This window comes from Frankia sp. CcWB3, assembly GCF_977927595.1.
Genome location: NZ_CDWRCK010000115.1, coordinates 1 through 12,944 on the forward strand (window position 1 = coordinate 1; position 12,944 = coordinate 12,944).

At 72.2% G+C, this 12,944-nt stretch carries 11 protein-coding genes and 1 pseudogene; 8 read left to right on the forward strand and 4 right to left on the reverse strand.

Translation table 11 applies throughout. The features are described 5' to 3' along the window. Positions 1-170: 170 nt before the first annotated feature. The 8 genes and pseudogenes from ACY5KJ_RS10755 to ACY5KJ_RS10790 all read left to right on the forward strand — a co-directional run bounded on the left by ACY5KJ_RS10755 (position 171) and on the right by ACY5KJ_RS10790 (position 7,540). Positions 171-1,373 carry a phosphoglycerate kinase gene (locus ACY5KJ_RS10755; protein WP_462203285.1) on the forward strand — a complete coding sequence of 401 codons (1,203 nt, stop codon included), beginning with the start codon at positions 171-173 and terminating at the stop codon, positions 1,371-1,373. A gap of 33 nt (positions 1,374-1,406) precedes the next feature. After that, positions 1,407-2,333, forward strand: coding sequence for a triose-phosphate isomerase (tpiA, locus tag ACY5KJ_RS10760; protein WP_462203286.1), 927 nt, complete (start codon positions 1,407-1,409; stop codon positions 2,331-2,333). A gap of 38 nt (positions 2,334-2,371) precedes the next feature. Continuing rightward, positions 2,372-2,602, forward strand: a pseudogene (locus tag ACY5KJ_RS10765) (oligopeptide/dipeptide ABC transporter ATP-binding protein); the annotation flags it as partial. Next, positions 2,603-2,833, forward strand: coding sequence for a preprotein translocase subunit SecG (gene secG / locus ACY5KJ_RS10770; RefSeq protein ID WP_462187980.1), 231 nt, complete (start codon positions 2,603-2,605; stop codon positions 2,831-2,833). Between the two features lie 74 nt (positions 2,834-2,907). Beyond that, positions 2,908-4,677 (forward strand): ABC transporter substrate-binding protein, encoded by a 1,770-nt coding sequence (locus tag ACY5KJ_RS10775; protein WP_462203287.1) that lies wholly within the window; start codon positions 2,908-2,910, stop codon positions 4,675-4,677. A gap of 257 nt (positions 4,678-4,934) precedes the next feature. Continuing rightward, positions 4,935-5,270, forward strand: coding sequence for an RNA polymerase-binding protein RbpA (locus ACY5KJ_RS10780; RefSeq protein WP_011436081.1), 336 nt, complete (start codon positions 4,935-4,937; stop codon positions 5,268-5,270). 87 nt (positions 5,271-5,357) lie between these two features. Continuing rightward, positions 5,358-6,914, forward strand: coding sequence for a serine/threonine-protein kinase (locus ACY5KJ_RS10785; RefSeq protein ID WP_462187981.1), 1,557 nt, complete (start codon positions 5,358-5,360; stop codon positions 6,912-6,914). Between the two features lie 236 nt (positions 6,915-7,150). Next, positions 7,151-7,540, forward strand: a complete 390-nt coding sequence (locus ACY5KJ_RS10790; protein ID WP_462187982.1) for an SHOCT domain-containing protein — start codon at positions 7,151-7,153, stop codon at positions 7,538-7,540. Positions 7,541-7,625: 85 nt separating this feature from the next. Here ACY5KJ_RS10790 and pgl read toward each other — a convergent pair whose 3' ends face one another. The 4 genes from pgl to tal form a co-directional block, all read right to left on the reverse strand. Then, positions 7,626-8,423, reverse strand: coding sequence for a 6-phosphogluconolactonase (gene pgl, locus ACY5KJ_RS10795; protein WP_462187983.1), 798 nt, complete (start codon positions 8,421-8,423; stop codon positions 7,626-7,628). Then, positions 8,420-9,514: a glucose-6-phosphate dehydrogenase assembly protein OpcA gene (locus tag ACY5KJ_RS10800; protein ID WP_462187984.1), complete on the reverse strand. Its 1,095-nt coding sequence runs from the start codon at positions 9,512-9,514 to the stop codon at positions 8,420-8,422. The genes pgl and ACY5KJ_RS10800 overlap by 4 nt, the downstream gene beginning before the upstream one ends. A 20-nt stretch (positions 9,515-9,534) precedes the next feature. Then, positions 9,535-11,067: a glucose-6-phosphate dehydrogenase gene (gene zwf, locus ACY5KJ_RS10805; RefSeq protein ID WP_462187985.1), complete on the reverse strand. Its 1,533-nt coding sequence runs from the start codon at positions 11,065-11,067 to the stop codon at positions 9,535-9,537. A gap of 142 nt (positions 11,068-11,209) precedes the next feature. Further along, entirely contained in the window at positions 11,210-12,325 is a 1,116-nt protein-coding gene (gene tal, locus ACY5KJ_RS10810; RefSeq protein WP_462187986.1) for a transaldolase, read from the reverse strand. Between the last annotated feature and the right edge of the window lie 619 nt (positions 12,326-12,944).

Below are 12,944 nucleotides of genomic sequence, written 5' to 3' on the forward strand. Positions count from 1 at the left end.
GTCTAGGCCCGCACGCCGCTGGGCCCGCACGCCGCCGGCTGGCGAAACCCGTCGGGCGGCGCCGGTCCTCCCCGGCCGTTCCTCCCGACCGGCCGGAGGGGATCCTCGCCCGGAGAGGATCCCCTCCGGCCCTTCCTCGACAATTTCTCTCCCCGATGGAGTAACGAAGCGTGAGGACGATCGACGACCTGCAGGTCGCCGGGCACCGGGTGCTGGTCCGCAGCGACCTGAACGTGCCGTTGGACCGTTCCGGTGACACCCCGCGCATCACCGACGACGGCCGGGTCCGCGCCAGCGTCCCGACCATCGCCGCACTGCTGGACCGGGGCGCCCGGGTGGTCGTGAGCTCGCACCTGGGCCGGCCGAAGGGCGAACCGGACCCGAAGTACTCCCTGGAGCCGGTGGCGGGTCGGCTCGCCGAGCTGCTGGGCCGGCCGGTGGCGTTCGCCGGCGACGGCAGCGGTGACATCGCCGGTGCGCATGCCCGCGAGGTGGTCGCCGGGCTCGGGGACGGCGAGGTGGCGCTGCTGGAGAACCTGCGCTTCGCCGCCGGGGAGACCAGCAAGGACGCGGCGATCCGCGCGGCCTTCGCCGACGAGTTGTCGGCGCTCGCCGAGTTCTACGTCGGGGACGCCTTCGGCGCGGTCCACCGGGCCCACGCCAGCGTCGCCGACGTCCCGAAGCGGCTGCCGCACGCCGCGGGCCGGCTCGTGCTCACCGAGCTGGAGGTGCTCCGCCGGCTCAGCAGCGACCCGGCGCGTCCCTACAGTGTCGTGCTCGGCGGGTCCAAGGTGTCCGACAAGCTCGGCGTGATCCGCGCGCTGCTGCCCAAGGTCGACACGTTGCTCGTCGGCGGAGGGATGTGCTTCACCTTCCTGGCGGCGCTCGGTCACGGGGTCGGCGGGTCGCTGCTGGAGACCGAGATGATCGAGACGTGCAAGGAGCTGCTCGCCGAGGGCGGGGAGCGGATCGTGCTGCCGACCGACGTCGTCGTCGCGGACAGGTTCGCCGCCGACGCGGACACCGCCGTCGTCGCGGCCGGCGCCATCCCCGCCGGCTGGCTCGGGCTCGACATCGGCCCGGCGTCGACGGAGCTGTTCGCCGCGCGGCTGGCCGGAGCGGCTACGGTCTTCTGGAACGGGCCGATGGGCGTGTTCGAGCTCGCGCCGTTCGCCGCGGGCACCCGGGGGGTGGCCGAGGCGGTCGCCGCCGGCAAGGGGTTCTCCGTCGTGGGTGGCGGAGACTCCGCCGCGGCGGTCCGCACGCTCGGCATCCCGGAGGATGCCTTCAGCCACATCTCGACCGGCGGCGGCGCGAGCCTGGAATACCTGGAGGGCAAGACGCTGCCCGGGCTCGCGGCCCTCGATGTCTGACTTCCGCGGGACGCCCGGCGCCGGGGCCGGCTGATGGCACTGCTGGGCCGGGGAAGATCTGAGCGAGGTTCCGACAGGGGATCCGGGAAGAACAGGGGATCCGGGAAGGACGAGGACGGCGTGGGCAAGGACAGATCGGCGAAGGGCGCTGCCGGCTCGAAGGGCGCCGTCGGTGTCAAGGGCACCGGCCGACGGGCGCTGGTGGCCGGCAACTGGAAGATGAACCTCAATCACCTCGAGGCGATCGCGCTGGTGCAGAAGATCGCCTTCGATCTCAAGCCCGCCGAGCTGGAGACCGTCGAGGTCGTCGTTCTCCCACCGTTCACCGATCTGCGCAGCGTGCAGACCCTGGTGGACGGAGACAAGCTCGCCATCGCCTACGGGGGGCAGGACCTCTCCCCGTACGCGTCGGGTGCGCACACCGGTGATATCAGCGGGGCGATGCTGGCCAAGCTCGGCTGCGACTACGTCGTCGTCGGGCACTCCGAGCGCCGGGCCGGCCACCACGAGGACGACGCGCTGGTGGCGGCCAAGGCGAAGGCGGCCTTCTCCGTGGGGCTCACCCCCATCCTGTGCGTGGGGGAGCCCGAGGAGATCCGGGCCGCCGGCACCCATGTTGAGCACGTGTTGCGTCAGCTCGAGCAGTCGCTGGCTGGCATCACCGCCGAGCAGGCCGCGACGATCGTCATCGCCTACGAGCCGGTGTGGGCGATCGGCACCGGCCGCACCGCCTCCGCGCAGGACGCCCAGGACATGTGCGCGGCGGTCCGCGGCCAGCTGGCCAGGCAGTACGGCGATGAGATTGCCGCTGGGACCCGTGTCCTCTACGGCGGCTCGGTGAAGGCGGCGAACGCCGGCGAGCTGTTCACCATGCCGGATGTGGACGGCGGGCTGGTCGGCGGGGCGAGCCTGGTCGCCGAGGAGTTCGTCGGCATCGTGCGCAGCGGGCCGCCGGCCTGACGGCGGACGCGTCTGTGTACTCGCCCTGCCGCGCACTCGCCCTGCCGCCGGCCGTCCCGGTGCCGGACCAGGCGAAGCACCGTCGGTGGGAGCGGATACTGTTGCGTGGCGACGTGCCCGGCCCGCCCGATCCCCTCGAGGCGTGCCGGTTCCACCCACGTTGCTGGAAGGCCGAGGAGGTGTGTAGGACAGTGGAACCGCCCTTGTCGGAGGTTCGGCCTGGGCACCGGGTGGCCTGCCACTTCCCCGAGGAGCGGGAGCTGGTCTAGATGACGATCGGTCTGTCGATCGCCCTGATTGTCGCGAGTATTCTGATGATCATGCTTGTGCTGTTGCACCGGGCCAAGGGAGGCGGGCTGTCCACCCTGTTCGGCGGCGGCGTGTCCTCGTCGCTGGGTGGGTCCTCGGTCGTGGAGAAGAACCTCGACCGGTTGACTATCGTGGTTGGGATCATCTGGTTCACCTGCATCGTCGGTCTCGGTTTGCTGCTGAAGAATTGAACGCCCAATTCGGCCCGCGCCCTGGTCCCGGCCGCGGGAGTGGTCGCGGCCGTGGAGGCCGGCTGCCCCGCCCCCTGTCCGTGCTCGCCACGGTTCTGCTCGCCACGGTCCTGACCGCCACGGTGACCGCCTGCAGCGGCGGCGGCTCGGGGGGCGGATCGCGTGAGCTCGCCGCCAGTCCCACCCCGGCGGCGACCGCCACGCCCCCTCCGCCCGACAAGCCGGGCGGCACGCTGCGGATCGTCACCCAGTGGATGCCCAGCGGCGATCCCGGCTGGGCCGACCAGCCCGGCGAGCGGGCGGTCAGCCGGCTCGTGACCCGCCAGCTGTTCAGCTATCCCTCCGACGAGGACACGACGAAGTCGACCATCCCGCGGCCGGACCTCGCCGTCGGCGCGCCGGTCGTCACCGAGAACGGGCTGGTCTACACGGTGCGGCTGCGTCCCGCGGTGCGCTGGGACACCCCCAACCAGCGCCGGATCACTGCCAACGACGTCGCCCGCGGCATCAAGCGACTGTGCACGCCCCCGAACCCGTCACCGCTGCGCGGCTACTTCACGGCGACCATCGTCGGATTCCGGGAGTTCTGTGCCCAGCTGGCGGCGATCCCGGTTGCCGACGCCGCGGCCTTCGTCGAGAGCAGCACCGTGGAGGGCATCGAGATCGTCGGCGACGACACGCTCGCGTTCCATCTACTGGCCCCGGTGAACGACTTCGTGGACGTGCTGGCGCTACCGGCGGCCTCCCCGGTGCCGCTGGAGGCCCTGGCCTACCCGCCGGACTCGCCGGAGTACCTGCACAACCTGGTGTCGGCCGGGCCGTACCGGTTCACGGTCGCTCCCGGCGAGGGGTACCGGCTGTCGCGCAGCCCATCCTGGAGCGCATCCTCGGACGGGATCCGCCGCGCCCTGCCCGACCATATAACGATCTTCGACGGCCTGAGTCCGGAGGCCATGCAGCAGGAGCTGGAGAGCGGCGACGCGGACATGTCGCTCGATGGGAAGATCCCCGACAGTCGGGCCGTGGAGCTCGCCAGGGCGAATGACCCCCGTCTCGTGGTCGACGGGGTCGGGGTCACCCTGGCGCTTACCGTCGGATTCAACGGGCCCTCCGCGGCCGCGCTGCGTGAGCTGCCGGTCCGCCGGGCGCTGCCCTACTGCATTGACCGGGTGAGCCTCGCGGCGGCGCTCGGCGGCCCCGAGTTCGCCGCTGCCGCCACCGGGTTGCTGCAGGAGACGATGACCGGCTACACCGACGCGGATCCCTTCCCGCGTCCGGCGGGACTCGGCGACGCGGCCCGTTGCCGGGAGGCGCTGAGCCACACCCCCGGCGGGCCCGTCACGGCGCTGTCCCTGCTCACCACGGACAGCGCCACCGACGTGGCGGCCGCTGAGGCATTGCGGACCGCCTTCGCCCGTTCCGGCATCCGCCTCGACATCCGGATCCGGACCGGCGAGCGCTACCGTGCGGCCGCCGTCCACCCCACCGGGCAGTTCTGGGACCTGGCGCTCACCACCATCGCCCCGGACTGGTACGGCGACGCGGGCCGCACCGTCTTCCAGCCATTGCTGGACGAGACGTGGGCCGGCCCCAGGCCGGCCGACGGCGGCTACCGGGATCCGGGCGCCCTGCATCTGCTCGCCACGGCGCTGCGGGCCACCAGCGAGGCGACCGCCGCGAGCGACTGGGCCGACCTGGAGCACACGGTGGTCGAGCAGGTCGCGGTAATCCCGCTGGCCGTCGTGCACACCCCGCAGTTCCATAGCACGAACGTCACCGCGTTCACGATCGTGCCGTCGGTTGGCACCGCCGATCCGACCGCGGTCTCGCTGGGGTCCGGATGACACCCGACCTGAACACGCTCCTCCCGCCGGGGGTAACGCCAGGGGTAACCAGGCGGGGGTGGTCGGTGCATCCATGTGTGGCTCTCGCGGCCTACACTCCCCCCAGGACGTACCCGGAGGAACACCCGGGGAAAAGTGCCGGGAACGTCAGGTTTACGAAACCGGGTACGAGGTTCCGCGGCGCTCGAGGCCGCGGAATCGGCAGGCACGGTTTCCGTGCTACCACCCATGGGACGAGACGAAGGAGCACGCGGGCCGTGGCAGGTGGCAACGCCATCCGGGGGAGCCGGGTCGGGGCAGGACCGATGGGAGAGGCGGAACGGGGCGAGACCGCGCCCCGGCAACGTATCTCCTTCTGGTGCGCCAACGCGCACGAGACGAGACCGTCGTTCGCCGCGGACGCGGCGATTCCCGACACGTGGGATTGTCCGAGCTGTGGTTTTCCGGCGGGACGGGATCGGGACAACACCCCCGCCCCGCCGCGCACCGAGCCGTACAAGACCCATCTCGCCTACGTGCGGGAACGACGGAACGAGAAGGACGGCGAGGCGATCCTCGCCGAGGCGCTCGCCAAGCTTCGGGGCGCCTCCTAGCCCGGGGCCGGGCCCGTTCCCGGCAGCGGCCGACGGTCGCCGCCGGGAACGGGCTGCCGCCGTTGCGCCGCCGCCGAGGATGCCCCTGTGACTGTGGATGATGTCGGCATCGGCCGGATCGTCGCCGGGCGGTACCGGCTCGTCGAACGGATTGGCTCCGGTGGGATGGGCACCGTGTGGCGGGCCCACGACGATGTGCTCCGGGTCGAGGTGGCGATCAAGGAGATCCGGGTCTCCGCCGACCTCGACGACGACGAGCGTGCCGCCGGAGTGGAGACGGCGATGCGCGAGGCCCGCAACGCCGCCCGGCTGCGGGGGAACCCGCACGTGGTCACCGTCCATGACGCCGTGGAACACGACGGCCTGCCGTGGATCGTGATGGAGCTGGTCCGGGCCGGCACACTCGCCACGACGGTCAACCGGGACGGTCCCCTGCCGCCCGAGCGTGCCATCCAGGTCGGGCTCGCGGTCCTCGACGCCTTGGTCGCGGGCCAGCAGATGGGCGTGCTGCACCGGGACGTCAAACCATCGAACATCCTGCTGGCCGACGACGGCCGGGTGCTGCTGACCGACTTCGGCATCGCCACCCACGCCGCCGACCCGACCCTCACCGGCGGCGTCGGCAGCGGCGGGACGCCCGCCTACATGGCGCCCGAGCGCCTCCTCGGCGGCCCCGCGACCCTGGCCGGCGACCTGTTCGCCCTCGGCGCCACCCTCTACTTTGCCGTCGAGGGGGTCTCACCGTTCCAGCGCGACACGCTGCTCACCACTATCGGCGCCGTGCTGCACGCCGATCCGCCACCCTTCCTCCGGGGCGGCAGGCTGTCGGCAGCGATCGCCGGGCTGCTGGCCAAGAACCCGGCGAGCCGGCTGCGCGCGGAGGGAGCGCAGGCGTTGCTGACCTGGGCCGCGTCCCACCCGGCCGATTCCGCCCCGGTATCCTCGCCGTCCCCGGTATCCCCGCCGTCCCCGGCGCCGGACGCGGTGATCCGGCGCCGGACCGGGTCGCGACCCGTGCCGTTCCCGCCGGCGTGGCCAGGGACGGCGCGGCCCACCGGTGCGGTCGGATGGGCCCGGCCGTGGCGGGCACCCCGGCTGATGGCCGGGGCGATGATCGTCCTGGTGCTGCTCGCCGCCGTGGCCGCCGGGGCGTACCAGCTGTTCGGCGCGGACGGCAGCGGCGACGACGGCGACCGGCGTCGCGCCTCGCCGCCGACGGTCGCCACGCGGGATCCGGCGGGGGTCGGGTCGCAACCGGGTGCCGAGGCTGGCGAGGCGCTGCCCCCGGGCATGATCGGCAGCTGGAGCGGATCGGTGACGCAGGCGTTCGTGCACTTCAACGCCGAGCTGGTGCTGCGGGGCGGCCGGATCGGCGAGGTGATCGGCACGAGTGCCTACCCGGAGAGTGGGTGCGCCGGCGAGCTCGTGCTGCGGGCGGTGTCCGGCGCCTCGGTCCGGCTCGAGGAACGTCTCACCCGGGTCGGGGCATTGTGCTTCGCCGCCACCTGGCTGGACCTCGTGCTCCATGGCGACGGCACGCTCGACTGCTCGTATCCGGCGACCGAGATCAGCTCGGCGGGGCAGGCGACCATGCGCCGCTCAGCGCCCCCCGTGTCCCCATCGTCCCCCGCGCCCCCAGGCTGACCGGGGCCGCCGGCTGGCCGGACCGCCGGGTGAGCGGGCTGCCGGGTGAGCGGGTGAGTGCGCTGGGCGGTCCACCCCCGGCGGGTGAGGCGGCGCGACGGCGGGACGGCCCGGCGCGGGTATGAACGGACCGGGTCAGAAACCGGGTCCGGGCCGGAACCGGGGCCCCAGGACGCCGGGACGACCGTGGCCCGCCCAGGCCACCGCCCGACCACGGCGTGGACAGGAGGTACTCCGTGGATCCCGATTTTCCGCTGCTCAGCGTCTTCCTCTATATGCTGTGGTTTTTTGCTTTCATCCTGTGGCTGTGGCTGCTGCTTGTCGTGATCATGGACGTGTTCCGCAGCCAGGATCTGTCCGGATGGGCGAAGGCCGCCTGGACGGTCGCGATCGTGGTGCTGCCCTGGCTTGGCGTGATCGCCTACCTGATCGTGCGGGGTGGCAGCATGCACGAGCGCAGCCGCGCCGCGGCGCAGCGCGACGAACAGGCCTGGCGCGCCTACCTCCAGGAGGCCGCCAGGACGACGAGCGACGCCGACGAACTTGGCAAGCTCGCGCACCTGCGAGACCGGGGGATTATCAGCGAGGCCGAGTTCGAGCGGGGCAAGACCAAGATCTTGACCTGACAAGATCCTGACCTGATCCGCCGGTGCCGTCCCGTGGGCCCGGCACGCGTACCGGGCCCACGGGACAGGTCGTCCGCGGACCGCGTCACTGCCAGCCGGGCAGCCGGGAGGCGGCGGCCCGGTCGGCGAGCCACAGGCTGCGGTCGCGGCCGACCGCTCCCGTCGCCGGGATCGTGATCGGTCCCGCTCCGGAGAACGACGCCGCGACCGCATCGGCCTTCTCCTCCCCGGCGACGATCACCCAGACCTCGTGGGCGGACTGGATGGCCGGCAGGGTCAGTGTGACGCGTTCCGGCGGTGGCTTGGGGCAGTCATGCACGGCCACCACCGGCTCGGTCGCGACGACCGCGGGGGAGCCCGGGAACAGCGAGGCGACATGGCCCTCCGGGCCGAGCCCGAGGAGCACCACGTCGAAGCTCGGCACCGCCGATCCGGTGACGGCACGGGTGGCCAGCAGCGCGGCGTACTCCACCGCGGCGGACTCCGGGTCGGCATAGCCGGAGGCCGCGGCTCGTCCCTCGACGTCACCGCCCGCGGTCGGGGCCGCCAGATGGCCCATCGGGAAGATCCGTTTGGGATCCACCGGGATGTGATCGAGCAGCGCCTCCCGCGTCTGCCGCTCGTTGCGGTCGGGCGAGCCGGCCGCGACGAACCGCTCGTCGCCCCACCAGATGTCGACCTTGCTCCAGTCCACCGCGTCGAGAGCCGGGTTCGATCGCACCGCCCGCAGCAGGGCGATGCCGATGCCACCGCCGGTCAGGACGAGTGAGGCCTCCCCGCGGGCCGTCTGGGCGTCCACCAGCCGGGTGATCAGACGGGCCGCGGCGGCCCTGGCCAGTACCCCGGCGTCACGATGGAGGACGAGCTCCGGCTCGGCCGTCATGCGCCACCCACCGCCCGTTCGTTGTTCGAGGCACTCGTCGGGGCGGTGCCCGGGGCCGCGGTGCCCGGGGCCGCGGCGCTCGACGTCACGGTGCTGGCGGCCAAGGCGTCCGTGGCGCCCACGGTCTGGTCCATCGGGTCCCGCCAGATGTGCTCTCGGTGCGGCGAGCGCCTGGTCAGGTTCGGCAGGCCGCTCCAGGTACCCAGGGCCTCGGCGTAGACGGCGTCGTCGTCGAGCCGGCGCAGCTCCTCGGCGAGCAGGTCCCCGACGCCCCGGTCGGACAGGGGCAGTACCCGGTCCGGGTACCCGGTGCGGGAGATCATCGCCGACTGGGAGTCGGTGCGGGAGACGGCCAGCCGGTCCCCGTCGAGGGCGACGGCGACCGCCGTGATACCGGGCCGGCCACCCGTTTCGTCGACCGTCACCGGGACGGCGAGCCTGTTCTGGAGCCAGCCGGCGAACAGCTGGGCGCTCGGATCGGCCCGGCCGGCGGTGATGACGGCTGAGTCCGGCCGCTCGCTGACCACCGCGTCGAAGGCGGCAGCGAGCAGGGTGCGCCAGGGCGACAGCCTGGTCCAGGACAGGTCCGTGTCGCCGGGGGCGAAGTCCGCGGCCCGCTGGAACAGCGCCGACAGCGGGTCCGGGCTGGCAGTGACGTCGGTGACCCGCCGGTCGGCGAACACGCCGAGCGGGTCGTAGGCGATCCGGGTCGGCGGCTCGTCGTGCCACCAGGTGACCACCGGGGCGTCCGGTGCGAGCAGGGGAAGCACGACCGATTCCGCGTGCGGCGCCAACCGGCCGGACATCCGCATCACGACCGCCTCGCCCGGGCCGAGCCGACCGCCGATCGAGACCTCGGCGTCGAGCCGGGGATGCGGCACGTCGACCTGCCGGCGGACGACGATCAGTAGCCGGCACGGATGGGCGGAGGCCGCCAGCGTCGCCGCGCCCTCGGCGGCGCTGACGTGCTTTTCGTCAACGACGACGACGAGGGTCAGCGCCAAGCCGAAGGCCAGGGCTCCGGCCGCCCGTCGTTCGGCGGAGAGGGCCTTGACCACCTCAGAACCGGTGGTGTCCCACAATGTGGTCACGAGGGGCTCCTAATCCATGGTCATGGCCGCCGCCACCGGCGACCGTCGTGGGCGAGCATCTCGTCGGCGGCCGCCGGGCCCCAGGTGCCGGCCCGGTAGCGGTGCGGGGTGGTGCCCGCCCAGTGCCGCTCCAGCGGATCGACGATCCGCCAGGACTCCTCGACCTCCGCGTTGTTCGGGAACAGCGTCGCGTCGCCGAGCAGCACGTCGAGGATCAGCCGTTCGTAGGCCTCCGGCAGCGCCTCGGTGAACGCCTCACCGAACAGGAAGTCCATCGCGACGTCCCGGACCTCCATCGCCGAGCCGGGGACCTTGGAGCCGAACTTGAGCGTGACCCCCTCGTCGGGCTGCACCCGGATGACCAGTTGGTTGTTGCCGAGCTCGGTGGTGGCGGTCTCGTCGAACGGCAGGTGCGGCGCCTTCTTGAAGAAGATGGCGATCTCGGTGACCCGCCGTGGCAGCCGCTTGCCAGTCCGCAGGTAGAACGGCACCCCGGCCCACCGGCGCGTCTCGATGCCGAAGCGCACCGCCGAGAAGGTCTCCGTCCGCGACTGCGCGGGGATGTCCTGTTCGTCGAGGTAGCCCGGGACCCGCTCCCCGGCGAGCCAGCCCTGCTCGTACTGCCCCCGTACCGCGTAGCGGGTGAGGTCCGTAGGCAACGATACCGCGCGGAGCACCTTCAGCTTCTCGGTGCGGATGGTCTCCGCGCCGAAGCTGACCGGCTCCTCCATCGCGGTCAGGGCGAGCAGCTGCAACAGGTGGTTCTGGAGCACGTCCCGGGCGGCGCCCGTCTCGTCGTAGAAGCCGGCCCGGGTGCCGATCCCGACGTCCTCGGCCATGGTGATCTGCACCGAGTCGACGAACTGGGAGTTCCAGATCGGTTCGAACAGCGTGTTGGCGAAGCGCAGCGCGAAGAGGTTCTGGACCGTCTCCTTGCCCAGGTAGTGGTCGATGCGGAACACCCCGGACGGGGTGAAGACGTCGTCGACGAGCGCGTTGAGCTGCCGGGCCGACTCCAGGTCGTGACCGAACGGTTTCTCGACGACGACCCGGCGCCAGCCGCCCGAACCAGCGGCCGAGGAGAGCCCGGTGCGCTGCATCTGCTTGAGCACGACCGGGAAGGCCAACGGCGGGATCGACAGGTAGAACGCCGCGTTGCCACGGATACCGTGGGAGTGCTCCAGGCTCTCCAGCGCCCGGGCGAGCCGGTCGAACGCGGCGTCGTCGTCGAAGGACCCCGGCAGGAACCGCACGGAGCCCGCCAGCCGGTCCCAGACCTCTGCACGGAAGGGGGTGCGGGCGCCCTTCTCGGCGGCCTGCCGGGCGAACTCGGCGAAGTCCTCGTCGGGCCAGTCCCGGCGGGCGAACCCGAGCAGGACGAAACCCGGCGGCAGCAGGCCGCGGTGGGCCAGGTCGTAGACGGCGGGGATCAGCTTCTTGCGGGCCAGGTCGCCGGTAGCGCCGAACACCACCAGGGCGCTCGCGTCCGGCAGGCGCGGCAGTCTGCGGTCACGTGGGTCCCGCAGCGGGTTGGTACTCACCGTGGGCGCCACCCGTTCCCCCTTCGTTCTGCTTGTGGTCTCTCCGAGGTTGTTTCACCGGGGACCGTCGGGTGTCCATGAACGACGCTGAGACGATCATCACGGCCGTGGCGACCGCCGTGGCGACCGCCACGGCCACGGCCGGCGCCAGGCCTTACGCGGACGAACCGGGTGAGCCCAGGTGCGCTGCGATGGTGTCCAGCAGCTGGGTCCACGAGTCCTCGAACTTCTGTACGCCCTGGCTCTCCAGGGTCTCGATCACGTCGTCGAGATCGATTCCGACGGCCGTGAGCTGGGCGAACACCTCGTGGGCCTCCTCGTAGCGGGGGCGGATCGTCTCGCCCGTCACCGACCCGTGGTCGGCGAACGCCTCCAGGGTTGCCTCCGGCATCGTGTTGACGGTTCCGGGCGCGATCAGCTCGGTAACGTAGATCGTGTCCGGCAGGGATGGGTCCTTGGTGGACGTCGACGCCCACAATGGGCGTTGGGGCTTCGCGCCCGCCGCGGCCAGGGCCGCCCAGCGGGGAGTGGCGAACGCCTTCTCGTACCGCTCGAAGGCCAGCCGGGCGTTGGCGACGGCGGCCCGGCCGCGCAGCGCCTTCGCCTCCGGAGTGCCAATCTTCTCCAGCCGCTGGTCGACCTCGGTGTCCACCCGGCTGACGAAGAACGACGCGACCGAGACCAGGTCGGTGATGTCGCGCCCCGCGGCCAGGGCCTTCTCCAGACCGGTCATGAACGCGTCGATCACGGCGTCGTACCGGTCGAGTCCGAAGATCAGCGTCACGTTCACGCTGATGCCCTGGGCGAGCGTCTCGGTGATCGCCGAGAGGCCGGCCCGGGTGGCGGGAATCTTGATGAACAGGTTCGGCCGGTCGACCAGCCACCACAGGGCACGCGCCTCGGCGAGCGTGCGCTCGGCCTCGTGGGCGAGCCGGGGATCGACCTCCAGGGACACCCGGCCGTCGACGCCGCCGCTGGCGTCGTAGACGCCGCGCAGCACGTCGCAGGCGTCGCGCACGTCGGCGGCCGTGATGGCCCGGACGGCCTCGCCGACGTCCACGCCGCGGATCGCCAGGTCGTGCAGCTGCTCGTCGTACAGGTCGCTCGAACTGATCGCCTTCTGGAAGATGGTCGGGTTGCTCGTCACGCCGACGACGCTGCGGTTCTCGACCAGGTGGGCGAGGTTGCCGGTGCGTAGGCGGTCCCGGCTGATGTCGTCCAGCCAGACCGCCACTCCGGCGGCTGAGAGCTCGGACAGGGGATTGCTCATCGGGCTGACTTCCTCTCCGCGGGCGGTGGCGTCCTCACCATGTCTCCAAGCTGTCCTCCGATGGGCGCACCCCCTTCAGGGCACTACCCTCTGGGGCCGGCTCCATCCCAGGCTGTTTCCAGTCTGATCCCAGTCTGCGGATCCCCGTGACAGTCGGGTGGCGGTTGGGAGAACAACGCGCACGACGAGTGGAATCCCGGTCCCTGTGGTTCATGCCCGATGCCCGCCGTCCATGCGTCATACCCACCGTCGCTGTCCGATGCCCCACGCCAGTACATGTCGGTCGCCGCCGCCCGGGGGGCCGCGTGGCGCGGTTGTGAGAGAGGACGCAGGGCGGCGGCGGGGGTCCGGGCGCGGTCGACGCGCGTACGCAGCGCCGCGGCGGCTAGACTCCGACACGTCGTAGAACACCGCCCGCTCCGACTTTCGGGGCACCGTCCCGCGTGGGTCGCCCGTCGATCCCGCCGATCGCGAGGTCGCTCTGTCTACCGAGGCCGTCCTTCGTCGCCGGCATGTCCCCGCCCGCGGACCGGGGCGGGCGGGCGCCTCCAAGCCAACGACCGCACCGGCGCCGGCGCTCGAGCCGCCCGGTGTTCCCGCACCGGCGCCGGGGGTTGGC

Bases quoted from the DNA above. Each gene is read 5' to 3' on its own strand.
- tal (WP_462187986.1), bottom strand. From the start codon at position 12,325: ATGAGCAATCCCCTGTCCGAGCTCTCAGCCGCCGGAGTGGCGGTCTGG.
- tpiA (WP_462203286.1), top strand. From the start codon at position 1,407: ATGGCACTGCTGGGCCGGGGAAGATCTGAGCGAGGTTCCGACAGGGGA.
- secG (WP_462187980.1), top strand. From the start codon at position 2,603: ATGACGATCGGTCTGTCGATCGCCCTGATTGTCGCGAGTATTCTGATG.
- pgl (WP_462187983.1), bottom strand. From the start codon at position 8,423: ATGACGGCCGAGCCGGAGCTCGTCCTCCATCGTGACGCCGGGGTACTG.